This window comes from Kribbella sp. NPDC031520 (assembly GCF_055580825.1).
Genome location: NZ_JBVIKS010000007.1, coordinates 118,594 through 139,762 on the forward strand (window position 1 = coordinate 118,594; position 21,169 = coordinate 139,762).

Genomic DNA, 21,169 nt, shown 5'->3' on the forward strand with positions numbered 1-21,169 from the left:
CACGGGTATGAGGAGACAGGGTGTGCTCGCGGCCTGCGCGGCCGCGGTGACGGTGGTGCTGTGGGCGTCGGCGTTCGTCGCGATCCGGCACGTCGGGCAGGAGCTGTCCGCGGGTGCGCTGTCCCTCGGCCGGCTGCTGGTGGGGAGCGTCGTACTCGGGATCTTCGTGTTCACCCGGCCACGACGATGGCCCGCTCGCGCGGACTGGAAGTTGTTGCTGGCGTGCGGGCTGCTGTGGTTCGGCGTCTACAACCTCGCGCTGAACGAGGCCGAACGACATCTCGACGCTGGGACCACGGCGATGCTGGTGAACGTCGGGCCGCTGCTGATCGCCTTGCTGGCCGGGCTGTTCCTGCGCGAGGGATTCCCGCGCCGGTTGGTGATCGGGAGCCTGGTCGCGTTCGGCGGTGTCGTCGTGATCGGGCTGTCGTCGTCCGGTGGCGGTGGAGCCGAGGTCTGGGGGGTGGCGCTGTGTCTCGTTGCGGCGGTGGCGTACGCGATCGGTGTCGTGTCACAGAAGCCGTTGCTCGGGCGGCTGCCTGCGTTGGAGGTCACGTGGTTGTCGTGCGTGATCGGCGCGGTTGCGTGTCTGCCGTTCGGGCCCGCTCTGGTTCAGGAGATCCGGCCGTCGAACGTTTGGTGGGTCGTGTTCCTCGGTGCGTTTCCGACCGCGCTCGCCTTTACCACGTGGGCTTACGCGTTGGCTCGGACGACTGCGGGGCGGATGGGCGCTACGACGTACCTGGTTCCGCCACTCGCGATCGCGCTCGGCTGGCTGCTGCTCGGTGAGAGCCCGGCGCCGTGGGCCTTCGGTGGTGGGGCGTTGTGCCTGGTCGGGGTGGCGATCTCGCGTTACCGCTATCGCGCGAAGCCGGCGATGAAGGTGGACAGACCCGCCTCGAATCCGCTGTCGAAGTCGTAGGCGAGCCCGTCCGGGCCCAGTTCGTTGACGATCCGGGTCAGGGTGGGGGCCTTGTCCTTCGGGAGGGCGCGGACGCGGGCGAGCAGGTCGGGCGCGAGCTCGAACGTCTCCGCGCGTACGGACGTCTCGCCGAGGCTGAAGCCGTGGATGAAGTCGATCAGCGTGTTCGCGGCCTCGAAGACCTGACGTGCGGTCAGGCCGGCCCGGTCGAGGGCGCGGTAGAAGGGCTCCATCGTGACCACGACGACGTTCGACACCGCGGACGGGTCGGAGAGCACCTGGAGCGCGAGGTTCGGGTGGGCGCGCAGACCGTCGCGGTAGGCGCGAGCGGCGTTCTTGAGTTGCTCGTCCCACGGCACGGTGTCGCCTGGGTCGGGTAGCTCGAGTCCGGCGAAGACCAGCTCGGCCAGACCGGCCAGTACGGCGGCCTTGTTCGGCAGGTGGTGGTACAGCGACATCGGGTTGACGTCGAGCGTCGCGGCGAGCCGGCGCATCGTCAGCGCGTCGATGCCCTCGTCGTCGACGATCCGCAGCGCGGCGGTCAGGATCGCCTCCCGGCTCAGCCGCTCTTCCCCCGCCCGCGGTCGTCCGGAGCGGTTGCCGACGTTAACCATACGCCGTATGGTACATAATCGTACAGTGTATGGATTGGTTGACGGAGGAGGACGGATGCAGCCGTTGGCGGGGAAGGTGGCGCTGGTTGCCGGAGCGACCCGGGCGGCCGGCCGGGGAATCGCGGTCGAACTTGGCGCCGCCGGCGCGACGGTCTACGTGACCGGCCGGAGTACGCGGGCGCAGCGGTCGGAGATGGACCGCCCGGAGACGATCGAGGACACCGCGGACCTCGTCGACCAGGCCGGCGGCCGCGGGATCGCCGTACCGGTGGATCATCGGGATCCGGCGCAGGTGCGGGCACTCGTCGAGCGGATCGAACGCGAGCATGGCGCCCTGCACATTCTGGTCAACGACATCTGGGGTCAGCACGGCGAACCCGAATGGGACAAGACCGTGTGGGAGAGCGACCTCGACGCCGGTCTGCGGCTGTTGCAGCTGGGCGTCAACACACACGTCATCACTGCGCACTACGCACTACCGCTGCTGATCAAGTCGCCCGGCGGCCTGGTGATCGAGATGACCGACGGCACGAACGAGTTCAATGCGGCGAACTACCGCGTCTCCTTCTTCTACGACCTCGCGAAGGGAGCCGTCAGCCGGATCGCGTTCGCCCTCGCCCACGAACTCGACAAGTACGAGGCGACCGCCGTACTCCTCACGCCGGGTTGGCTCCGCTCGGAGGCAATGCTCGACGGCTTCGGCGTCCGCGAGGACAACTGGCAGGACGCCACCGCCCAAGCACCACACTTCGCGATCTCCGAGAGCCCGTCGTACGTCGGCCGCGCCGTAGCCGCCCTCGCCGCCGACCCCGACGTACGCCGCTGGAACGGCAAGTCCACCTCCAGCGGCGAACTAGCCCACCTCTACAACTTCACCGACCTCGACGGCACCCGCCCCGACGCCTGGCGCTACATCACAGAAGTAGAACAACCAGGCAACCCCGCCGACCCAACCGGCTACCGCTGACTGTCGGGTCAGAGTTCGTACGGCGGGCAGACGTCTTTGCCCGTGCCCGCAGAGGTGACTGACGCGGCCGCGGACGACAACGCCGGATGTGGGTGAGCGGCGGCGATCGGGACGCCGAGGGCGGACGCCATCGCCAGCAGGTCGCGGCGGGAGGTGACCGCAGTGGCGGGGTCTCGTTCGTACACGTAGGTCAGCTCGGGCCGGCGGACCTGGGCAGGATGTACGAACACGTCCCCACCGAGGATCGCCCGGTCCGTCACCACCGACTGATGCCCCGGCGTATGCCCGGGCGCCGGCACCAGCCGCATCCCCCGCAGTACTTGCTCGCCCTTCACCACCCGCAGCTGACCAGCCTGCTCGATCGGGCGGACGCGCTGGGCGTACGTCGATCCGCCGCGGACGTGCTCGAGCTCGTCGCGCTGAACCACGTACTCCGCCCGCGGAAACGATGGCCGCACTCCGTCGGACACCCACCCGACGTGATCCAGATGCACGTGCGTCAACACGACCGCCTCCACATCCGCGACCTCCACCCCCACCCGCTCCAACAACCCAGGCAACCGCCCTTCAACCCCCAACCACTCAGCCGCCTCCCCACCCGCAGGCCCCACCCCCGCATCCACGAGCACCACATGCGTCCCGTCAACCACCAGATAACTATGAAAATGCAGCAACCACCCGACCCCCGAGACATTCCCCGGCGCTACCCGCCCAGTCCACTCCGCATCTCCCACCCTCCAACCAGGCAAGGCATCTCCCACCGCCTCCGGAAACACAGCCACCGCATCACACAACACAGTCACATCCACAGAGGCCTCCGGTTCAAACGGTCCCTCGGGAAAAGAAAACCAGCCCGTGCCCGGAGGGGCAGAGGGGCTGGCCGTGTTGATGAAAAGCATACATCGAACACGTGGGGCTGGGCGCGAGAACCTGGGGCTGTGGATATCAGGTGAGGAGGAGGCTGGTGGCGAGGGTGGTCATTAGGAGGGCTATGGCGGTGTCCAGGTATTGCCAGGAGCGGGGGCGGGCGAAGGTGGGGGTTAGTTTGCGGGAGAAGAAGCCCAGGGAGAAGAACCAGGTGAAGCTGGCGGTTACTGCGCCCAGGCCGTAAAGCCAGCGACCGTTGGTGCCTCGTTGGTTGGCCAGGGAGCCCAGGAGGACGACGGTGTCGAGGTAGACGTGCGGGTTCAGGTACGTGAAGCCCAGGCAGGCCAGGACGACAGTGCGGAGGGCGGCGGGGGTGTTGCTGGTGGGGGTAATGGCGCCGGGGTGGAAGGCCCGTTTCGCGGCCAGGAAGGCGTACGTGTAGAGGAACGCGGCGCCGCCGTACTTCGCGATGTCCAAGGCGAGCTGGCTGCGGGTGAGCAGGGCGCCCAGGCCGAGGATCCCGCTGGAGATGAGGAGGGCGTCCGAGAGGGCGCAGGTCAGCACTACCGGGAGCACGTGTTCGCGGCGCAGGCCTTGGCGGAGGACGAAGGCGTTCTGGGCGCCGATCGCGACGATCAGTGACAATGCCGTGGCGAAACCGGCGAGGTAGGGCATGGCTCGAAGGTAGGCTCCACGACCTCCTTCAGACCAGCTAATGATTCTGATGGGGGATTAGAATCGCTTCATCATGCAGTTCGACTCCGTGCAGCTCGAGACGTTCGTCGCGGTCCTCGACGAGGGCAGTTTCGACGCGGCCGCGCGCCGGCTGAGCGTCACGCCGTCCGCGATCAGCCAACGGATCAAGGCGTTGGAGAGCCGGCTCGGTCAGGTCGTGGTGATGCGCGGCAAGCCGGCCCGGGCGACCGCGGCAGGGGAGGCGCTGCTCCGCCTTGCAAGGCAGGTCGCGCTGCTCGAGGTCGAGGCGATCGCCGCCGTCCGCGGTACGGTCGACGCGCAGCGGATCCCGATCGCGGTGAACGCGGACTCGCTCAACAACTGGTTCCTGCCCGCGATGCTGGACCTGTCGCGGACGCACGAGGCGCGGTTCCAGGTCCACCAGGAGGACGAGGAGCATTCCGCGGAGTACCTGCGCAACGGCACGGTCCTCGCCGCGGTCACGGCCGATCCGCGCCCGGTGCAGGGCTGCCGCGTCGTACCGCTGGGCAAGATGCGGTACCTCGCGCTCGCCACCCCGGAGTACGCCGACCGCTGGCTGACCGGGAAACCGTTGCCGGAGGCCCTTGCCGAGGCGCCGATGGTGACCTTCAACGAGAAGGACGTCCTCCAGCACCGGCTGGTCAGCAAGGTCACGCGCCGCAAGCTGGATCCGCCGTCGCACGCGATCCCGGCGTCCGCGCCGTTCCACGAGGCGGTCCGGATCGGGCTCGGCTGGGGGATGATCGAGGACCAGGTGGCCGGACCCGAGCTGGCCGCCGGCCGTCTGGTCCACGTTGCCCCAGGCAAGTACATCGACGTACCGCTGTACTGGCAGCACTGGAAGCTCGAGTCCGGCATCCTCGACGCGCTCACGGCCGCTGTGCTGCGGGCCGCTGCGGCAGGCCTTCGTAGGCCGGCAGGTCGATCGCGTTCCCGACCTTGAGCGCCATGTCCCGGATCATGTTCCGCCACGGCAGGTACGGCATCATCCGGAACGTCAGGTTCCGCAGCTTCATGAACCACCTGGTCGCCGGGATGAACCACATCGCCCCGTCGACCGCCTGCTTCTGGCAGGCCGCCACGAAGTCTTTCATCCGTACGTCGTACTGCGCGAAGGCCCGTACGTGATCGCCGCCGGCCGCGTGCAGCTCACCCGCCAGGACGTAGGCGCCGACGATGGCGAGGCTCGTACCCATCCCCGACAGCGGTGAGGCGCAGTACCCGGCGTCGCCGCACAGGGAGACCCGGCCGCGGGAGTAGCTGTCCAGCTTGATCTGACTGATCGAGTCGAAGTAGAAGTCCGGCGCGGTCCGCAGCCCGTCGAGCAACCTCGGCACCTCCCAGCCGATGCCCGCGAACCGCTCCTCGACGATCGCCTTCTGCGCTGCGGCGTCTCGCCGGTCGTACGTCAGCGGATCGGACGCGAAGTAGAACAGCGCCTTCGCCTCGGTGTTGTTCCGTGCGCTGTACGTACCGACGGTCTTGCCCGGGACGTTCAGGATCTGCCCGGTGTGGTCGAGCCCGAGGTGGTTCTCGACGGTGCAGACGGAGGCGTAGTACCCGAGGTCGTGGACGTACGACGACTCCGGGCCGAACGCGAGCCGCCGTACGTTCGAGTGCAGCCCGTCGGCGCCGACGACGAGGTCGAAGCGCCGCGTCGTACCGCTCTCGAAGACCACGTCGACGCCCGCGTCGTCCTGGCTCAGCTCGGTGATCGTGTCGTCGAAGATGTACTCGGTCGTGCCGCGGGTCAGGTCGTACAGGATCTCGACGAGGTCGCCGCGGAGGATCTCGAGTTCGCCGCTGAACGCCTCGACCGAGGTGGTCGCCGCGATCTTGCCGGACTCCTTCACGTACGTCATCGCGCCCATCCGGGTGGCGCGTTCCTGGACCGCGGGCAGGATGCCCATCCGCTCCAGCACGGTCATCGACGCGCCGCGGAAGTCGACCGCGTACCCGCCCGGTCGCGGAGCCGGCGCCCGCTCGACGACGGTCGTCTCGTACCCGTACCGCTGCAGCCAGTAGGCCAGCGCCGGTCCTGCAACGCTCGCACCCGAAATCAGCACTGTGGTCATCGTGAACCCCTCCAGAAGGTGGTTGATGCGATGACTGTACGACGGTCTTAGACATTTGTGCAAGACGTACGTATGAGACGGACGTGTTAGAGTTTGTGGTATGGGAAACCGCGAGGCGCTGGTCGAGGGTGCGAAGACATGTCTGCTGGAGAAGGGCTACAGCCGTACGACGGCCCGCGACATCGCGACCGCGGCCGGCGTCAGCCTCGCCGCCATCGGCTATCACTTCGGGTCAAAAGACGCCCTCCTGAACGAGGCACTGCGCGCGCTACTCATCGACGAGTGGGCAAATGAGGTCGACGCTGCGAGTGAGGTTCGTGCGGTCGTGCGGGCTCCGGGCGAGCAGTTCGTCGCGACGTGGGGTCAGATCCTCGAGAGCCTGCAGAATCCGAGGATGCGAGCGCTGTGGGCAGCGCAGTTCGAGGTGCTGAGCATCGGCGGAAGTATGCCGGAGTTGGTCGCCGACCTCGCGAAGATGCAAGGCGAGGCGCGAGAAGGACTGGCGCAGCTGTTCGGCGGGGTGGATCCGGATGCGGATCCGGAAGAAGTGCAGGCGATCGGCACGCTGCTCCAAGCCTTGCTGCTGGGAGTCGTCGCCCAGCGAATGCTCGACCCGGACACGGCGCCGAACGGCGAGCAGCTCGCGCATTCGCTCCGTGCGCTCGCCGATCGCGTCAGTCCCAGCGCATAGCCATTGGGTTGTCCGCCGGGATCAGTCCCTGATCCATCAGTACGGCGCTCAGCGGGCGAACGAGGTCGTGCAACTCGGAGGTCAACGAATCACCAAGCGCCCGCCACCCCTGATCCGCCAACGCGTCCGTCGTGTTCTCGACCTGCTGCCGCAACGCCTGCCCAGCAGAAGTGAGCGCGCCAGAAACATCAAGCAGCCCGCGATCACGAAGGTCGTCCGACGCGGTGGCCCACTCGGAGTCGCTCCACCGGCGGTTGAGCTGGAAGACCTCCTTGGCCGGCCCACCCGCCGCGGAGATCGTCACCAACGCCTGGCAAGGACTGAGTCCAGCAGCAACCAACGCCGCGACATGCCCGTCACCCCGCGACTCCCGCAGGATCGTCGTCGCCTGCCACAGCACCAGATGCGGTTCCGTTGGCCACTCCAACGCTGCGTTCGCCGCCGCGATCGGCCGCCCGGCGACCGGCGCGAGCTCCGCCGCACGCCGGGCCAGCTCGGCCGCTCGGTCGAACACACCACTGGACGGCGTACCGGCGGCGAACAGCCGTCGTACGGCGTTGTCCACAGCTGTCAGTCGTGCGTCGAGGAGCTGTGCCGGCGTCGCGTAGCTCCAGGCGTCCGGGAGCGACCGCGCGACCATCGCCGGGTGGAAGTTGTAGAACACCGAGGCGACGATCTCCGGCCCGACCGCACCCAGCGGCGCGGCGCGACACCCGAAGTAGCTCATCCACCCGCCCTTGAGCCCGAGCGCATCCGTCGCCTGCCGCGTCTCTGGCGCGAAGTAGGTGATCGCATGGAACGGCTCAAGCGCCTTCCACATCCGCCGAGCTCGATTCATGGCAACGGACGGTACATCACGTGCAAACCGACGTAGCCGAGCTTCGGGTGGTCGAAGGCTTCGGGGACGGTGCCGGCGATGCGGAAGCCGAGGGTCTGCCAGAGGTGTACGGCGGGTTCGTTCGTCTCGACCACCGCGTTGAACTGGATCGAGCGGAATCCGGTCCGGGTGGCCCAGGCGATCATGTCCTCGCAGAGCGCTCGACCGGCTCCCTTGCCGCGGGCGGCGCTGTCGACCATGAAGCTGGCGCTGGCCACATGCTTACCCGGACCGGGCCGGTTCGGGTACATGTTGGCGCTGCCGAGAACGGTGCCGTCGGCATCGACCGCGACCGTTGTCCGCGCCAACGGTGAGCTGGACGGCGACATCCAGAGCGCGCGCGCCTGCTCCTCGGTGAGGTCCGGGTCGTACGTGTACGTCTCCCGGGCAGCGACGATCTGGTGGAAGAACGGCCAGATGGCCGCCCAGTCGGCGTCGGTCGCATTCCTGATTTCCACAGTCATCTCACTCGTTGCGGGCACCGTTCCAAGGACGGGCACAGTCGCAACTAGCTCCTCTCGTACATGACGAATTCTGTCGGTCCTGCCTGATCTCATGATCGCTGTGTCTCGCTACCGCCTCGCACCGGACCCAGCCCAAGCGGCAGGACTCCGCAGGCATTGCTCGGATGCGCGGCACGTGTGGAACCTAGCGCTGGAGCAATGGCAGATGTGGCGGCCCGATCGTAGGAACCGCTCGCCTCGGTTCGTCGAGCAGTCTCGGCAACTCACGGAGGCCAGAGCCGAGTTCAGCTGGCTGCGCAGTGGTTCTCAAACCGTCCAGCAGCAGGCACTTCGCGATTTCGATCGGGCCGTCACCAACTACTACAGCGGTACCCACGGTCGCCCGACCTGGCGGAAGGCGGGAGTACACGAGGCATTCAGGATCGTCGGCCCGCAAGCGTCCCGCGTGGAGAAGCTGTCGCGGAAACGTGCGCGGGTGCTGATCCCGAAGGTCGGCTGGATCAAGTTCCGGCTCACTGAGGTCCTTCCGAACGCGAGGTCGTACCGAGTCACCCTGGACCGGTCCGGCCGTTGGCACATCGCCTTCGCCGTCATCCCCGACGTCGTCCCAGCACCCGGCAATGGTGAGATCGTCGGTGTCGACCGTGGCGTGAGCGTGTCCGCTGCCCTGTCGACCGGCGAGCTGCTGTCGTGCCCGAAGCTGCGGCCCGGCGAGGTGACGCGCCTGCGGCGACTGCAGAGGCAGCACTCCCGGGCTGTTCGAGGATCTCATCGGCGAGAGAAGCTTCGTGCCGCGATCGCGCGCCTGAAAGCGCGGGAGACCGACCGGCGGAAGAACTGGGTGGAGCAGACATCCACTGAGCTGGCGCGCCGGTTCGATGTGATCCGGGTCGAAGATCTCCGGATCAGGAACATGACCAAGTCCGCCCGCGGAACGACCGACAGGCCGGGTCGCAAGGTGGCGCAAAAGGCTGGCCTCAACCGGGGCATCCTTGCGAATGGCTGGGGCCAGCTCGTCGAACGGCTGGAACACAAAGCACCTGGCCGAGTTGAGAAGGTCAGGCCGGCGTTTACGAGCCAGACGTGCTCGCGATGCGGCACCAGGGATCGGGAGGCGCGCGAGAGCCAAGCCGTCTTCAGATGTCGGTGCTGCGGTTACATCGCGAATGCGGACGTGAATGCCGCCGTCAACATTGCTTTCAACGCTGCGGCCGGACGGGCCGTGACTGCACGCCGAGCCCAGCAGTCGTGGGCCGAGACGCGTGAACCTCAACTCGTTACCTCGGTGTAGTGGGCTGGAATCCTCATCTCTCAGGTGAGGAGGACGTCAAGTGGGAGAAGCATCACTCGTCGTCGTTGACGGGATGCCAAGGGGATTGCGGATAGGGTTGCTGAGGATGAGTAGATCCGTGATCCAAGGGCTGCCGCGCTGGACGTTGGCCGTGCCTGTGCTCGCCTTCCTCGACCTCGCGCTGTCCTGGCATCGCGACCTCGGCGCGGTGCTGCTGATCCTGGTCTGCATCGGCCTCGGGGCGGCCGTGTTCGCCGCCGTCCACCATGCCGAGGTCGTCGCGCACAAGGTCGGTGAGCCGTTCGGCACCTTGATCCTGGCGCTCGCGGTGACGGTCATCGAGGTCGCGCTGATCGTGACGCTGATGGCTTCCGGTGGCGACAAGGCCGCGTCGCTCGCGCGGGACACGGTGTTCGCCGCGGTGATGATCACCTGCAACGGCATCCTCGGCCTGGCGCTGGTGGTCGGCTCGGTACGGCACCATGTGCAGGGCTTCCGGGTGCAGGCGTCGTACTCCGCGCTCTCGGTGATGACCGCGCTGGTCACGCTGAGCCTGGTGCTGCCGACGTTCACCACGAGCGCGCCGGGCCCGCAGTTCAGCCCGGCACAACTCGCTTTCGCCGGTGTCACGTCGCTGGTGATGTACGGCGTGTTCGTATTCGTCCAGACGATCCGGCACCGCGACTACTTCCTCCCGGCCACCCCGGACGGCGATGCCGACGCGGACGAGGATCACCACGCCACCGCGCCGAGTACGGCGACCGCGCTGCTCAGCCTCGGGCTGCTGTTCGTCTGCCTGGTGTCGGTCGTCGGGCTGGCGAAGACCGTGTCGCCGAATCTCGAACACGTCGTCCAGTCGGCCGGCCTGCCGCTGTCCGTGGTCGGTGTCGTGATCGCGTTGCTCGTGCTGCTGCCGGAGACGATTGCCGCAGTACGTGCGGCACTGCGGAATCGTCTCCAGACCAGCGTCAACCTCGCGCTCGGCTCAGCGCTGGCCAGCATCGGCCTGACCATCCCCGCGATCGCGATCGCCTCGATCTGGCTGAGCGGGCCGCTCGTCCTCGGGCTCGGCGGCAAGGAGATGGTGTTGTTCGCGCTGACGGTCGTCACCGGCATGTTCACCCTCTCGACCGGGCGGGCGACGCTGCTGCAGGGCGCTGTTCATCTCTCGGTGTTCAGCGCGTTCATCTTCCTCGCGATAAGCCCCTGAGATAGGCGGCCACCGCGTCCTGGTGGTTGTGTTCGGCCCAGCCGAGGGCGTTCCCGTGGTAGTTCGGGTCGCGGAGCTCCGGGTCGGCGCCGAGTTCGACGAGTTTCCGTACTGTGTCCAGGTGGCCGTTGAGCGCGGCGCGATGGATCGGCGCGGCGCCCCGCGAGATCCGGTTCAGGTCGTACCCGAGCCGCTGCAGCGGCTCCATCGCCTCGGCGCGTCCCACCTCGGCCGCCCGGACCGGAAGGTGCCGGTTGCGGGCGACCGCGCGGGCTGCGAGCGCCGGGTCGACGGCCCGCAGTTCACCGCGCATCGCGGCGGCGTACACCTCGTGGATCTCGTCCAACGGCGCCGCGCCTCGCGCGAGGAGCAGCTCCGCGATCTCGGTATGCCCTTGGACAGCGGCGAGCTCGTACGGGCGTTCGCCACTGAACCCCGGGTGCCGGGTGCCGACACCGTCCGGATCGGTGCCTTGGGCAAGTACCAGCTCGACCCGGTGCAGGAGGCCCGCCATCGAGGCGAACACCAGCTCGTCCTCGAGCAGCTGCCGGGGTGTCGGATGCGCGGTCGTCATCCGCTCGTGCCACGGTCCGCCGTCACCCCGGCCGAGTCCGTACTCGAGGAGCAGTTCGAGGTGTACGTCGTCGTACGGCGGCGGACAGCCGGGACCGCAGTTGTACATGGTCTGGCTGTCGTTCGGGTCGGCGCCCGCATCGAGCAACAGTCGCGCCAACGGCACCCGTTTACGGTGCGGCGGCTGATCGCCTTCGCCGCGGCCGAACACGCCGGTGAGCGCGGTGAACGGTGACGGCAGACCCTGCCAGAGGTATCCCGCGTTCGGGTCGGCGCCGTTCTCGAGGAGCCGGCGCGCGATCTCTAGCTGGTTCGGCGCGTCGAGGCGGCTGTAGGTGAGGTAGAGAAGCGGCTCCCAGTGGTACGGCCCGCCTTCGACGCTCGCCCGGGAGTAGTCGATGTCCGGGTCGCCGGCCACCACCTGCGTATAGATGTTGCTCTGAGCAACGTCCGGGAACCGCTCCAGGAGTTCACGTGCGGACCGTTGCCGGGCCGGGTCGTCCTGCCCGTAGTGCAGGGTCGCGAGCCGGAGGAACTCGTCGGCGCGTTGTTCCGGGGTGTCGAGCGGTCCGCCGACGGACTGCCGGTGCGGCGATCGGCTGTAGCGGCCGACCAGCTCCAGGTGCCGTACGATCCGCGGCCAGCTGGGGAACCCGTAGCTGCGGGCGATCACGAGCTGCGCGTCCGCGAGCGTCTGTACGGGATGGAACTCGTCGGCCAGCGCGACGGCTGCGGGTTCGCCGGCGCGGACGCCCTTGAGCAGGGTTTTCGCCTGGCCGCGCAGGTGATCGAGATCCGGGTCGTTCGGAAGATTCCGGGTCGGCATTGCCGACCTCCTCTCTACGAGCCTGCTGTCCGCGTCGTCAGGCGAGAAAGGAGGTCAATCCGTACTCGTACACAAACTACTCAGGTGGGCTGAGCCCTTCCCGCGGACCGGTGGCACCCTGAGCGCCTTGGCCCGAGAGTAGCTCACCGCGGCTTCTCCATCCACCATTCGGTGAACTCGTGCGCCCGGTCCTTGTCCATCCGGATCACCCACAGGTTGCTGAATTCCCCCGGCGGATTGGTCAGGTACGTCGTCCAGCCGCGGACGAATGCCACGCCGTCACCGAACCCGAGCACCTCGTACTCGAACGTGGTCTCGCCCGGCTCGTCCGCGAACTCGAGCCAGGCGTCGACGATCGCCTCCTGACCGACCACCGGAGGCTCGTCCGGGCGCCGGTACCAGGTCGCGTCCACGGTCCACAGCGCGGCGATGTCCTTCGGGTCGTTGCTCTCCCACGCCTTCCGGTACTTCTGTACCCAGCGATCGAGGTCCTTCTCCTTCACGCGATCCGCCGGTGGTTGAGGACGACCGCGGCCGGTTGTGCCAGTACGGCGGGGTGCTCGCGCGGGTCCGCGTCGTACGTGACGAGATTGCCCGCGCCGGTCAGCCCGAGGTACTCCTGCGCGCCCGTCGACGCCGCGGTGATCGCCTGGCCGACGGTCAGTCCGTGCTTCACGAGCATGTCGATCTCGCCGGCGACCGTGCCGACCACGTCGGACCCGGTCAGCACGCGTACGCCGTACCGCTCGGCCAGTGGGAGGACCGACGCGAGGTGCGCCGACCGCTCCTCGCGGCGGGCCTTGCGTTCGGGGGTCTCGTCCGGGCTCGGGCTGACCGAGGCGCACAGCGTGGGGGTCCACGCGCCGCCGCGGGCGCCGAGCGCCTCCAGGTCCTGCTCGGTGAGCACCGTACCGTGCTCGACCGAGTCGATACCCGCCTGGATCAGGCCGGTCACGTGGTCGGTGTTCACGTGCGCCGCGACCCGGGCATTGCGGGAGTGCGCCAGTTCGACCATGGCCGCGACCAGATCCAGGTCGTACGTCGGGCTGATCTTGCTACCCCGGATCGGGCCGTCCGGGCCTACCTCGGGGAAGTCGCCGACGAGCTTCAGCCAGGTCGCGCCGTCGGCGATCTCGGCCTCGACCGCGCTCAGCAGGTCCTCCGGGGCGACCGGCTCGTAGGCCCGCGGGAAGTACGAGCCCGCCGGTGCGAGGAACCGGCCGGCCGCGAGCACAAGGGGACGCCCGTCGTCCGAGGATCGCGCCAGCCGGAGCGTGACGTCACGGTTGCCGCCGACGTCACGGAGTGCGCTGACACCCGCCCCGGCCAGCGTGGCCAGCCGCTCGGCCGCGAAGTCCTCGCCACGCGGGACCGGTCCGTCCGGCGTCGCGTCGAGCGTCAGATGGCAGTGCGAGTCGACCAGGCCGGGTACGGCGTACCGGCCTGGCAGCTGCTCTCCGGTGGAGTCCTGGCCGAACGTCAGGCGGGCGGTGTCCCCGGCGGGGAGGACGGTTCCTTCGAAGACCCAGGTCGTCATGGACCCATCGTGCCCCAGATCACGTCCAGGTCGACTTGAACATGTTCAAAACCTCGGCGTACCGTCGGGGACGACAGAGATTTGAACGTGTTCAAGATGTGGGGTGGACGATGGATCTGACAGTTACGACGTACCTGCTCTACCTGCTGATCGCGGTGCCGTTGACGGTCTGGGTGGCCCGGACGCTGAGCCGCTACGGGCGGGTCTTCCTGGTCGACGTGTTCGACGGGAACGAGGACATCGCCGACGCGGTGAACCGGCTGCTGGTGGTCGGGTTCTACCTGCTCAACCTCGGGTTCGTGACGCTGTTCCTGCGCAGCGGGACCGCGGTCGTGGACGGCAGCGGGATCTTCGAGCAGCTCAGCGTGAAGCTCGGGATCGTGATGCTGGTGCTCGGCGTGGTGCACCTGACGAACGTTTGGATCTTCAACAAGATCCGCAACCGGAGCAAGCTCGACACGATGACCCACCCGCCGGTGCCGCCGAACGACGTGGTCAGGGGACCTGGCATCGCTGGTGGTCAGCAGCCGGTGTGGCCGATCGAGCATGCGTGAACTGACAGTGCTGCACGACGCCGGGTGTCCGCTGTGCCGCCGGTTCAAGAACTGGCTGGCAGTACAGCATCCGGCGCCGGACGGGTACGGCGGCGTGGTGCGGCTGCGGTTCGTCGCGGCGGGGTCGGCGGACGCGCGGGCGCTCTACCCCGCGCTCGACCATGCGGCGACGTTGCGCGAGATCACGGTGGTGGCCGACGACGGATCCGTGTACGTCGGCGACCGGGCGTGGATCGTGTGCCTGTGGGCCACGGGGGAGCACAGGCACACGGCAGTACGGCTGGCGACTCCGGAGCTGCGGCCGGTCGCGCGGGCGATGGTGCAGGCCGCGGCTGGACTGCGACGACCAAGGTCCTGTCTGGTGATCCAGACAGGACCTAGCGGAGGTGATTACGCTGACGGGTGTGACGGACGGTGCGACCGCGAAGGGCGAGCAGACGCGTGAGTTGATCCTGACCACCGCGTTGCGGTTGTTCCGCGAACAGGGGTACGGGAAGACCACGATGCGCGCGATCGCCACCGAGGCGGGCGTCTCGGTCGGGAACGCGTACTACTACTACGGTTCCAAGGACCACCTGATGCAGGCGTACTACGACCTGCTGCAGGACCAGCACCGCGAGGCGGTCGAGTCCGTTCTCGCCACCGAGCAGGCGTTCGTGCCGCGGATGGTCGGCGTACTGCGGGCCTGGCTGGACGTCTCCGCGCCGTACCACGAGTTCGCGGGCACTTTCTTCAAGACAGCGGCCGATCCTCGCAGTCCGTTGTCGCCGTTCAGTGACGAGTCGCGGCCGGCGCGGGACGCCAGCGTGGAGATCTTCCGCCAGGTCGTCGAGGGCTCGGACCTGAAGGTGCCCGCGGACCTGAGGTCCGAGTTGCCCGAGCTGCTCTGGTTGCTGCAGATGGGGATCGTGCTGTTCTGGGTGCACGATCAGTCCGACGACGTACGCCGTACTCGTACGCTGATCGACCGCGCCGTACCTCTGGTGGACCGGCTGCTCCGGCTCACCCGGATCCCCGGCGTACGTGGGGTGACCAGCGACATCGTCGGCCTGATCCGCTCGATCAAGCCGTAGTTCTACTCGCCGGTCGAGCCGTCGACGCGTTCACGCAGCAGGTCGGCGTGGCCGTTGTGGCGCGCGTACTCCTCGATCATGTGGATGTAGAGGTAGCGGACCGAGTAGCGCCCTTCGTAGCCGGGGCGGATGAAGGTGTCGTCGAGGGCATGGTTCGCGGCAAACCGGTCCGAGAGTTGCACGATGGCGCGGAACTCGGCGACGTCCTGCTCGGCCCGTTCCGGCGTGACCAGGTCGAAGTCGCCGTCGGGGTGTTCGGCTGTCCAGTACTTCGGGGGCGAGTCGTGGCCGGCCAGCGCGCGGTGGAACCAGTACTTCTCGACCTCGCCGAGATGCCTGACCAGACCGATCAGCGACATGCTGGACGGATCGACCGTACGCCGGACGAGTTGCTCACCGGAGAGGTTCGACACCTTCCACAGGAGCGTGCCGCGGTGGTAGTCGAGGAAACCCTGCAGCAGCGTTCGCTCGTCGGCGTCCGTGGGCGGGTCGACCCGAAACTGTTCCGTCACAGGAAGGACTCTAGGGCCGGTGTGACGAGGGTCCGACGGAATATCGGGCGGGTTGGTCCGGTTGATGCCGTAGACTGGTGCCGACGGCCCGCCCAGTTCTGCCTCGGGCCGGTGCGCGCAACCTTGCGCCAGCAGTCGACCCCCACGCGCCGCGGCCCACCGGCCGCGCCGGGCAGGACGACCCCCGAACTTTTGGAGTACTTCTATGGCGGTCCGCCGCCCCACGCAGAATCAACCCACGTCCCAGAACCGCAAGCCCTCCGCCTCCGCGGGTGATCCGCGAGGTGCGTCCACGCGGCCGCGCCGTCGGCGCCGGGCCGGCAACCAGCAGTCCACCGGCCGCGTTGAGGTTGCTGTGAGCAACGATCTGGGGACCCTCGGCGACGACGTCGTCGAGACAGTTGCCGATGACAACCGTACGTTCGCGGACCTCGGCGTACCCGCCGGGCTGGTCACCGCGCTGGCCGCGGCCGGTGTGACCAGCCCGTTCCCGATCCAGGCGGCCACGTTGCCGGATTCCCTGGCCGGCAAGGACGTTCTCGGTCGCGGCCGCACCGGCTCCGGCAAGACGTACGCGTTCGTCCTGCCCGTGCTCGCGCGGCTCGCCGCGTCCGGCACCAAGCGCCGGCCGAACCACCCGCGCGCACTGATCCTGGCTCCGACGCGTGAGCTCGCGACCCAGATCCAGGCGTCGATCGCGCCGCTCGCCGACCAGCTCGGTCTGCGCTCGATGACGATCTTCGGCGGGGTCGGTCACGGCCCGCAGATCACCGGTCTGCGGAAGGGCGCCGACATCGTCGTCGCCTGCCCGGGCCGCCTCGAGGACCACGTCCAGGCCGGGCACGCGAAGCTCGGCGCGGTCGAGATCACCGTGCTCGACGAGGCCGACCACATGGCCGACCTCGGCTTCCTTCCCGCCGTTCGCCGGATCCTCGAGCAGACTCCGGCCGACGCACAGCGGTTGCTGTTCTCCGCCACGCTCGACGCCGGTGTGGACGTTCTGGTCCGCCGGTTCATGACCGATCCGGTCACGCACAGCGTGGACTCGGCGCAATCGCCGGTCGCGCGGATGACGCACCACGTTCTGCACGTCCGCTCGGACGCGCGGCTTCCGGTGCTGGTCGACCTGACCGCGGCGCCGGGTCGTTCGCTGGTGTTCACGCGGACGAAGTACGGCGCCAAGTCGCTGACGAAGAAGCTGATCGCCCAGGGCGTACCGGCGGTCGAGCTGCACGGCAACCTCTCGCAGGGCGCCCGTACGCGCAACCTGGAGGCGTTCTCCGACGGTACGGCGCGGACGCTGGTCGCCACGGACATCGCGGCCCGCGGGATCCACGTCGACGGCGTGACGCTGGTCATCCACGCGGACCCGCCGGTCGAGCACAAGGCGTACCTGCACCGCTCCGGCCGCACGGCTCGGGCCGGCGCGGAAGGCACCGTCGTCACGCTGATGACCGACGACCAGGTGCGCGACGTCCGCGACCTGACCCGCAAGGCCGGCATCGCCCCCACCGTCACCAAGCTCGACGCGGATCACCCGCTGCTGACCGAACTGGCCCCGGGCGACCGCACGTACGTGGCCCCGCCCGTCAAGCAGGACGTACCCACGTCGGGCCGGTCCTCGTCCAAGCGTCCGTCCGCTCGCGCCAAGGGCGGCTCAGCCGGCAATGGCCGGGCCGAAGGCGGACGGTCCGAGGGTTCGCGGGGCCAAGGTACTCGCGCCGACAGCCGTCGCGGTGAGGGCGCACGGTCCGGAGGCGCCAGCCGTCGCCCCGCGCGCCGCGGCCGCGGGCGCCGCACCAGCGGCCAGCAGGCCGCCTGACCTCGACCACCAAGCAACCAGCCACCGAGCAACCAGCCACCGGGCCGATCGGCCCGGCGGCCTGGTTGGCGGATACCGTTTGGGGGCTGGGGTTGTGCGTTGACTGAGAGGTATTGATGCGGATCCGTACGGTCTTGAACGACCTGATGCCGGGTGCGTTGGGCGTGACCGACTCGCACGATCACCTGTTCTTCCGGTCGGCGGCGTTGCCGAAGGAGCAGGAGCTCGACGACGAGGCGGCTGCGAGCGCCGAGGTACGGGCGTTCGCGGACGCAGGTGGTCAGGCGATCGTGCAGTGGACACCGCACGGGTTGAACCGGCGTGCCGACCTGCTGCCGGGAATCTCCACCAGCACAGGGGTTGCGATCGTCGCGGCGACCGGCCTGCATCGCCGGGAGCACTACCAGGACGGGTACGTCGACAAGATCCAGGGTGAGCTCGCGGACATCTTCGTCCGCGAACTCACGACCGGGATCGGCGACACCCAGGTCCGCGCCGGCCTGATCAAGGTCGCCGGCGGGTTCCACGTCCTCGACGCGCACGCCGAGCACGTGCTGCGCGCGGCGGCCGAGGCGCATCACGTCACCAACGCGCCGATCGCCGTACACCACGAGCTCGGCTCCGGGACCGACGCCGTACTCGACCTGCTCGTCGACGAACTCGGCGTCCACCCGGGCGCTGTCGTTCTCGGGCACCTCAACCGTTTTCCGGACCACCGCGCGCACCTCGAGCTGGCGCGTCGTGGCGCGTGGCTGGCGTTCGACGGGCCGTCGCGGGCCAACAACGCGACCGACCCACTGTTGATGGACTGCCTCGCCGCGCTCGTCGACGCCGGGTACGGCGACCGCCTGCTGCTCGGCGGGGACACTACGACCGCCCGTGCCCGCGCGTCGACCGGCGAGGGTCCCGGGATGCCGTACCTGCTGACCCACCTGCGGCCGCGGATCACCCAGTACTTCGGTGCGGAGATTGCGGACAACGTGTTCCGGAACAACCCCGCGCGTGCCTTCGCCACGGATTGGCGGGCGTAGCGGTACGTTCGCGGCATGAGCGTCGTCGCGCAGATCTTCGTCGTTGTCGCGGGGCTTTTCCATCTGGCGGTCTTCGCCATGGAGAGTCTGCTGTTCCGCAAGCCGAGCACCTACAAGCGGTTCCTCGTGAAGGAAACCGAGGTCGAGGCGGCGCGGCCGTGGGCCTTCAACCAAGGGTTCTACAACCTGTTCCTCGCGGTCGGTGCGCTCGGCGGCCTGATCTGGGGTGGCGACAAGGGCCACGCGATCGCGCTGTTCGCGTGTGCGTGCATGGCCGGCGCGGGCGTCGTACTACTCGCCTCCGACCGCCGGATGCTCCGCGCCGCCGCCACTCAGGCGGTCCCGCCGATCCTCGCCTTGGTGTTCGCTGCAGTTCTCTAGTTGACTTAAAGCGCACTTGAGCCACCATCGTTCTCGGCATGACCACAACGCTTGCCGAGCCGGCGACTGAGACAGACGGCGTTCTCTCCCCGCAGTATCGTGCGTTGACGATCGGCATGGTCGCGCTGATCACGCTGGTCGCGTTCGAGTCGCTGGCCGTCGCGACCGCGATGCCGACCGTCGCGCAGGCGCTCGACGGGCTCAGCCTGTATGCGCTCGCCTTCGGCGGACCGCTCGCGTCCGGGGTTGTCGCGATGGTTGTCTCGGGCACCTGGAGCGATCTCAAGGGGCCGACCCGTCCGCTCTGGCACGGTACGGCGTGGTTCCTGGTGGGGTTGCTGATCGCCGGGTTCGCGCCGTCGATGGAAGTGCTCGTCGCCGGGCGGATCATCCAGGGGTACGGGTCCGGTCTGTTGACGGTCGCGCTGTACGTCATCGTGGGGCACCTCTACCCGGCGCGGCTGCGGCCGCGGATCTTCGCCGCGTTCGCGACCGGATGGGTCGTGCCATCGTTGGTCGGACCAGCGATCGCCGGGCTGATCGTCGAGCATGCGAGCTGGCGGTTCGTGTTCCTCGCCGTACCGGTGCTCGCGGTACCGGCGGCCCTCGTGATGCGGCCGGGACTGGCGCGGGGGAGCGGGTACGACGTACGTCCGGGAAAGCTGTGGGACAAGCGCGCGATGTGGGCGGTCGCGGCCGCGATCGGTGTCGGGCTGTTGCACTACGGCGGGCAGCAGCGTGGCGTCGTGCAGATCGCGCTGCTGGCTGTCGGGCTGGCCGGGGTGATCGCGTTCGGGCCGCGGTTGTTGCCGAAGGGTACGTTCGCTTTCGGGCGCGGGCTGCCGTCGGTGGTCGCTCTGCGCGGGCTGGTCGCGGCGTCCGGGTTCGGCGCCGAGGTGTTCCTGCCGCTGATGCTCACCCGCGAGCGTGGGTTGTCACCGGCGCTCGCCGGGCTGGTGCTCACCGTCAGCGCACTGAGCTGGTCAGCGGCGTCGTGGTACCGCGGCCGGCCGAACCAGCCGTTCTCACACGGGGTGTTCCTGCAGGCAGGGATGATCCTGATCGTGCTCGGCATCGCGACCGCCACGCTCACGCTCGACCAGCACGTACCGGTCCTGGTGGGGATCCTGGGGTGGAGCCTGACTGGGCTCGGAATGGGCACCGTCTTCCCGACGCTGTCGGTGCTGGTGCTGGACTACTCCGAGCGCGACGAGCAGGGCGCGAACAGCTCCGCGGCACAGCTCAGCGACTCGTTGTCCACGGCAACGGTCCTCGCGATCGGCGGGTCTTTGTTCGCGGCTATGGAGCCGCATTCGGCAGTCACGGCGTACGTCGTGGCGTTCGGCTTCCCGGCCCTGCTGGCGTTGCTCGGGGTGCAGGCGGCGCGTCGTACCGCCTAGTCCTTGTTGCCGGTCACCGCGATGCTGGCGCCGAGGCCGATGATCATCAGGCCACCGGTACCACCGACCAGTTCCAGCCGGCGTGGCGAGCGGGCGAACCACTCCCGCGCCGTGCCGGCCACGACTGCCCAGATGCTGTCCGAGCAGAGCGCGATCAGGATGAAGATCAGCCCGAGAATCAGAATCTGCGCCCAGGCCGGGCTGGTGGCCCCCTTGTCGACGAACTGCGGCAACACCGCGGCGAAGAACACCGCCGTCTTGGCATTGGTCACCCCGACCAGGAACCCCTGCCGGATGGTCCGCCGGGTGGTACTCGGCCGCGCCGTCCCGCGCATCGCCTCGACCAGCGACTTCCGCGTACGGAACGCCTGCACACCCAGGTAGACCAGGTACGCCGCACCGGCGAGCTTCACCACGGTGAGCGCGATCGCGCTGGCGGCGATCAACGTACCGAGCCCCAGCGAGACCGCACACAGCATCACCGCGGCCCCGACTGTGTTGCCGACCATCGTCAGCACGGCCTCACGCCGCCCGACAGCCAACGCCCGCCCCACGATGAACAACACGCTGGGCCCCGGCACGACGATGATGATGAACGCGGTGATCGCAAACGCGACCAGGTGATGAGCGGACGGCATACACCACAGAGTAGATGCGACCCAGTCGCGCTGTCAGCCCTTCATCCGCCGACTGGACCGGCAGGTGGGATTGGTCACCGACGCGCCGGGGCGCGTTGACCGGGGTTCGCGTGGGGCCTTACGGTTC

At 68.5% G+C, this 21,169-nt stretch carries 24 protein-coding genes; 13 read left to right on the forward strand and 11 right to left on the reverse strand.

Translation table 11 applies throughout. The features are described from left to right. Positions 1-7 precede the first annotated feature (7 nt). Positions 8-922, forward strand: a complete 915-nt coding sequence (locus ACZ5BU_RS33100; protein WP_465704388.1) for a DMT family transporter — start codon at positions 8-10, stop codon at positions 920-922. On the opposite strand, the gene ACZ5BU_RS33105 is transcribed toward ACZ5BU_RS33100, so the two are convergent. Then, positions 859-1,536: a TetR/AcrR family transcriptional regulator gene (locus ACZ5BU_RS33105; RefSeq protein WP_465704389.1), complete on the reverse strand. Its 678-nt coding sequence runs from the start codon at positions 1,534-1,536 to the stop codon at positions 859-861. The two genes, ACZ5BU_RS33100 and ACZ5BU_RS33105, sit on opposite strands and share 64 nt — an antisense overlap. 55 nt (positions 1,537-1,591) lie before the next feature. Between ACZ5BU_RS33105 and ACZ5BU_RS33110 the strand changes: the two genes are divergently transcribed. Further along, on the forward strand, positions 1,592-2,503 hold the full coding sequence (locus ACZ5BU_RS33110) for an SDR family oxidoreductase (RefSeq protein WP_465704390.1): 912 nt from the start codon (positions 1,592-1,594) through the stop codon (positions 2,501-2,503). An 8-nt stretch (positions 2,504-2,511) separates the two neighbouring features. Here ACZ5BU_RS33110 and ACZ5BU_RS33115 read toward each other — a convergent pair whose 3' ends face one another. Both ACZ5BU_RS33115 and ACZ5BU_RS33120 read right to left on the reverse strand, forming a co-directional pair. Further along, positions 2,512-3,153 (reverse strand): MBL fold metallo-hydrolase, encoded by a 642-nt coding sequence (locus ACZ5BU_RS33115; RefSeq protein ID WP_465704391.1) that lies wholly within the window; start codon positions 3,151-3,153, stop codon positions 2,512-2,514. A gap of 295 nt (positions 3,154-3,448) precedes the next feature. Further along, positions 3,449-4,045, reverse strand: a complete 597-nt coding sequence (locus ACZ5BU_RS33120; protein WP_465704392.1) for a LysE/ArgO family amino acid transporter — start codon at positions 4,043-4,045, stop codon at positions 3,449-3,451. A 73-nt stretch (positions 4,046-4,118) separates the two neighbouring features. Between ACZ5BU_RS33120 and ACZ5BU_RS33125 the strand changes: the two genes are divergently transcribed. After that, positions 4,119-5,030 carry a LysR family transcriptional regulator ArgP gene (locus ACZ5BU_RS33125; protein ID WP_465704393.1) on the forward strand — a complete coding sequence of 304 codons (912 nt, stop codon included), beginning with the start codon at positions 4,119-4,121 and terminating at the stop codon, positions 5,028-5,030. Here ACZ5BU_RS33125 and ACZ5BU_RS33130 read toward each other — a convergent pair. Beyond that, the gene (locus ACZ5BU_RS33130) at positions 4,957-6,162 is read right to left on the reverse strand and encodes an FAD-dependent monooxygenase (protein WP_465704394.1); all 1,206 of its coding nucleotides are present in this window, start codon (positions 6,160-6,162) and stop codon (positions 4,957-4,959) included. The genes ACZ5BU_RS33125 and ACZ5BU_RS33130 overlap by 74 nt on opposite strands. 100 nt (positions 6,163-6,262) lie before the next feature. On the opposite strand from ACZ5BU_RS33130, the gene ACZ5BU_RS33135 reads away from it, so the two are divergent. Beyond that, entirely contained in the window at positions 6,263-6,853 is a 591-nt protein-coding gene (locus ACZ5BU_RS33135; protein WP_465704395.1) for a TetR/AcrR family transcriptional regulator, read from the forward strand. Here the strand turns inward: ACZ5BU_RS33135 and ACZ5BU_RS33140 are convergent. Together ACZ5BU_RS33140 and ACZ5BU_RS33145 are read right to left on the reverse strand one after the other, a co-directional pair. Next, complete coding sequence (locus ACZ5BU_RS33140) at positions 6,837-7,691, reverse strand: SCO6745 family protein (RefSeq protein WP_465704396.1); 855 nt, start codon at positions 7,689-7,691, stop codon at positions 6,837-6,839. The genes ACZ5BU_RS33135 and ACZ5BU_RS33140 overlap by 17 nt on opposite strands. Beyond that, the gene (locus ACZ5BU_RS33145; RefSeq protein ID WP_465704397.1) at positions 7,688-8,194 is read right to left on the reverse strand and encodes a GNAT family N-acetyltransferase; all 507 of its coding nucleotides are present in this window, start codon (positions 8,192-8,194) and stop codon (positions 7,688-7,690) included. The genes ACZ5BU_RS33140 and ACZ5BU_RS33145 overlap by 4 nt, the downstream gene beginning before the upstream one ends. A gap of 91 nt (positions 8,195-8,285) precedes the next feature. On the opposite strand from ACZ5BU_RS33145, the gene ACZ5BU_RS33150 reads away from it, so the two are divergent. Together ACZ5BU_RS33150 and ACZ5BU_RS33155 are read left to right on the forward strand one after the other, a co-directional pair. Beyond that, a complete protein-coding gene (locus ACZ5BU_RS33150) occupies positions 8,286-9,485 on the forward strand; it encodes an RNA-guided endonuclease InsQ/TnpB family protein (RefSeq protein ID WP_465704398.1) in 1,200 nt (399 codons plus the stop codon). A 106-nt stretch (positions 9,486-9,591) separates the two neighbouring features. After that, positions 9,592-10,695: a calcium:cation antiporter gene (locus tag ACZ5BU_RS33155; protein WP_465704399.1), complete on the forward strand. Its 1,104-nt coding sequence runs from the start codon at positions 9,592-9,594 to the stop codon at positions 10,693-10,695. On the opposite strand, the gene ACZ5BU_RS33160 is transcribed toward ACZ5BU_RS33155, so the two are convergent. The 3 genes from ACZ5BU_RS33160 to ACZ5BU_RS33170 all read right to left on the reverse strand — a co-directional run bounded on the left by ACZ5BU_RS33160 (position 10,670) and on the right by ACZ5BU_RS33170 (position 13,631). Continuing rightward, entirely contained in the window at positions 10,670-12,094 is a 1,425-nt protein-coding gene (locus ACZ5BU_RS33160) for an ankyrin repeat domain-containing protein (protein ID WP_465704400.1), read from the reverse strand. The genes ACZ5BU_RS33155 and ACZ5BU_RS33160 overlap by 26 nt on opposite strands. 143 nt (positions 12,095-12,237) lie before the next feature. After that, the gene (locus tag ACZ5BU_RS33165; protein ID WP_465704401.1) at positions 12,238-12,597 is read right to left on the reverse strand and encodes a YybH family protein; all 360 of its coding nucleotides are present in this window, start codon (positions 12,595-12,597) and stop codon (positions 12,238-12,240) included. Further along, positions 12,594-13,631: an amidohydrolase family protein gene (locus tag ACZ5BU_RS33170; protein ID WP_465704402.1), complete on the reverse strand. Its 1,038-nt coding sequence runs from the start codon at positions 13,629-13,631 to the stop codon at positions 12,594-12,596. The genes ACZ5BU_RS33165 and ACZ5BU_RS33170 overlap by 4 nt, the downstream gene beginning before the upstream one ends. 110 nt (positions 13,632-13,741) lie before the next feature. On the opposite strand from ACZ5BU_RS33170, the gene ACZ5BU_RS33175 reads away from it, so the two are divergent. The 3 genes from ACZ5BU_RS33175 to ACZ5BU_RS33185 are packed head-to-tail and all read left to right on the forward strand — an operon-like array spanning position 13,742 to position 15,258. Continuing rightward, positions 13,742-14,185, forward strand: coding sequence for a hypothetical protein (locus ACZ5BU_RS33175; protein WP_465704403.1), 444 nt, complete (start codon positions 13,742-13,744; stop codon positions 14,183-14,185). Beyond that, complete coding sequence (locus tag ACZ5BU_RS33180) at positions 14,178-14,630, forward strand: thiol-disulfide oxidoreductase DCC family protein (protein ID WP_465704404.1); 453 nt, start codon at positions 14,178-14,180, stop codon at positions 14,628-14,630. The genes ACZ5BU_RS33175 and ACZ5BU_RS33180 overlap by 8 nt, the downstream gene beginning before the upstream one ends. After that, the gene (locus ACZ5BU_RS33185; protein WP_465704405.1) at positions 14,590-15,258 is read left to right on the forward strand and encodes a TetR family transcriptional regulator; all 669 of its coding nucleotides are present in this window, start codon (positions 14,590-14,592) and stop codon (positions 15,256-15,258) included. Before ACZ5BU_RS33180 ends, ACZ5BU_RS33185 begins: the two co-directional genes overlap by 41 nt. Positions 15,259-15,260: 2 nt before the next feature. On the opposite strand, the gene ACZ5BU_RS33190 is transcribed toward ACZ5BU_RS33185, so the two are convergent. Continuing rightward, complete coding sequence (locus ACZ5BU_RS33190; RefSeq protein ID WP_465704406.1) at positions 15,261-15,770, reverse strand: DinB family protein; 510 nt, start codon at positions 15,768-15,770, stop codon at positions 15,261-15,263. Positions 15,771-16,125: 355 nt separating this feature from the next. Between ACZ5BU_RS33190 and ACZ5BU_RS33195 the strand changes: the two genes are divergently transcribed. From ACZ5BU_RS33195 to ACZ5BU_RS33210, 4 genes are all read left to right on the forward strand, one after another. Beyond that, entirely contained in the window at positions 16,126-17,592 is a 1,467-nt protein-coding gene (locus ACZ5BU_RS33195) for a DEAD/DEAH box helicase (protein WP_465704407.1), read from the forward strand. 116 nt (positions 17,593-17,708) lie between these two features. After that, complete coding sequence (locus ACZ5BU_RS33200; protein WP_465704408.1) at positions 17,709-18,623, forward strand: phosphotriesterase family protein; 915 nt, start codon at positions 17,709-17,711, stop codon at positions 18,621-18,623. A 15-nt stretch (positions 18,624-18,638) separates the two neighbouring features. Further along, positions 18,639-19,004 carry a DUF1304 domain-containing protein gene (locus ACZ5BU_RS33205; RefSeq protein WP_465704409.1) on the forward strand — a complete coding sequence of 122 codons (366 nt, stop codon included), beginning with the start codon at positions 18,639-18,641 and terminating at the stop codon, positions 19,002-19,004. 38 nt (positions 19,005-19,042) lie between these two features. Further along, complete coding sequence (locus ACZ5BU_RS33210) at positions 19,043-20,404, forward strand: MFS transporter (RefSeq protein WP_465704410.1); 1,362 nt, start codon at positions 19,043-19,045, stop codon at positions 20,402-20,404. Here the strand turns inward: ACZ5BU_RS33210 and ACZ5BU_RS33215 are convergent. Continuing rightward, the gene (locus ACZ5BU_RS33215; RefSeq protein WP_465704411.1) at positions 20,401-21,042 is read right to left on the reverse strand and encodes a LysE family translocator; all 642 of its coding nucleotides are present in this window, start codon (positions 21,040-21,042) and stop codon (positions 20,401-20,403) included. The two genes, ACZ5BU_RS33210 and ACZ5BU_RS33215, sit on opposite strands and share 4 nt — an antisense overlap. Positions 21,043-21,169: the final 127 nt, after the last annotated feature.

Bases quoted from the DNA above. Each gene is read 5' to 3' on its own strand.
- ACZ5BU_RS33105 (WP_465704389.1), bottom strand. From the start codon at position 1,536: ATGGTTAACGTCGGCAACCGCTCCGGACGACCGCGGGCGGGGGAAGAG.
- ACZ5BU_RS33140 (WP_465704396.1), bottom strand. From the start codon at position 7,691: ATGAATCGAGCTCGGCGGATGTGGAAGGCGCTTGAGCCGTTCCATGCG.
- ACZ5BU_RS33210 (WP_465704410.1), top strand. From the start codon at position 19,043: ATGACCACAACGCTTGCCGAGCCGGCGACTGAGACAGACGGCGTTCTC.
- ACZ5BU_RS33125 (WP_465704393.1), top strand. From the start codon at position 4,119: ATGCAGTTCGACTCCGTGCAGCTCGAGACGTTCGTCGCGGTCCTCGAC.
- ACZ5BU_RS33205 (WP_465704409.1), top strand. From the start codon at position 18,639: ATGAGCGTCGTCGCGCAGATCTTCGTCGTTGTCGCGGGGCTTTTCCAT.
- ACZ5BU_RS33130 (WP_465704394.1), bottom strand. From the start codon at position 6,162: ATGACCACAGTGCTGATTTCGGGTGCGAGCGTTGCAGGACCGGCGCTG.
- ACZ5BU_RS33180 (WP_465704404.1), top strand. From the start codon at position 14,178: ATGCGTGAACTGACAGTGCTGCACGACGCCGGGTGTCCGCTGTGCCGC.
- ACZ5BU_RS33150 (WP_465704398.1), top strand. From the start codon at position 8,286: ATGATCGCTGTGTCTCGCTACCGCCTCGCACCGGACCCAGCCCAAGCG.
- ACZ5BU_RS33120 (WP_465704392.1), bottom strand. From the start codon at position 4,045: ATGCCCTACCTCGCCGGTTTCGCCACGGCATTGTCACTGATCGTCGCG.
- ACZ5BU_RS33160 (WP_465704400.1), bottom strand. From the start codon at position 12,094: ATGCCGACCCGGAATCTTCCGAACGACCCGGATCTCGATCACCTGCGC.
- ACZ5BU_RS33145 (WP_465704397.1), bottom strand. From the start codon at position 8,194: ATGACTGTGGAAATCAGGAATGCGACCGACGCCGACTGGGCGGCCATC.
- ACZ5BU_RS33215 (WP_465704411.1), bottom strand. From the start codon at position 21,042: ATGCCGTCCGCTCATCACCTGGTCGCGTTTGCGATCACCGCGTTCATC.
- ACZ5BU_RS33100 (WP_465704388.1), top strand. From the start codon at position 8: ATGAGGAGACAGGGTGTGCTCGCGGCCTGCGCGGCCGCGGTGACGGTG.
- ACZ5BU_RS33135 (WP_465704395.1), top strand. From the start codon at position 6,263: ATGGGAAACCGCGAGGCGCTGGTCGAGGGTGCGAAGACATGTCTGCTG.
- ACZ5BU_RS33110 (WP_465704390.1), top strand. From the start codon at position 1,592: ATGCAGCCGTTGGCGGGGAAGGTGGCGCTGGTTGCCGGAGCGACCCGG.
- ACZ5BU_RS33155 (WP_465704399.1), top strand. From the start codon at position 9,592: ATGAGTAGATCCGTGATCCAAGGGCTGCCGCGCTGGACGTTGGCCGTG.
- ACZ5BU_RS33170 (WP_465704402.1), bottom strand. From the start codon at position 13,631: ATGACGACCTGGGTCTTCGAAGGAACCGTCCTCCCCGCCGGGGACACC.
- ACZ5BU_RS33200 (WP_465704408.1), top strand. From the start codon at position 17,709: ATGCGGATCCGTACGGTCTTGAACGACCTGATGCCGGGTGCGTTGGGC.
- ACZ5BU_RS33175 (WP_465704403.1), top strand. From the start codon at position 13,742: ATGGATCTGACAGTTACGACGTACCTGCTCTACCTGCTGATCGCGGTG.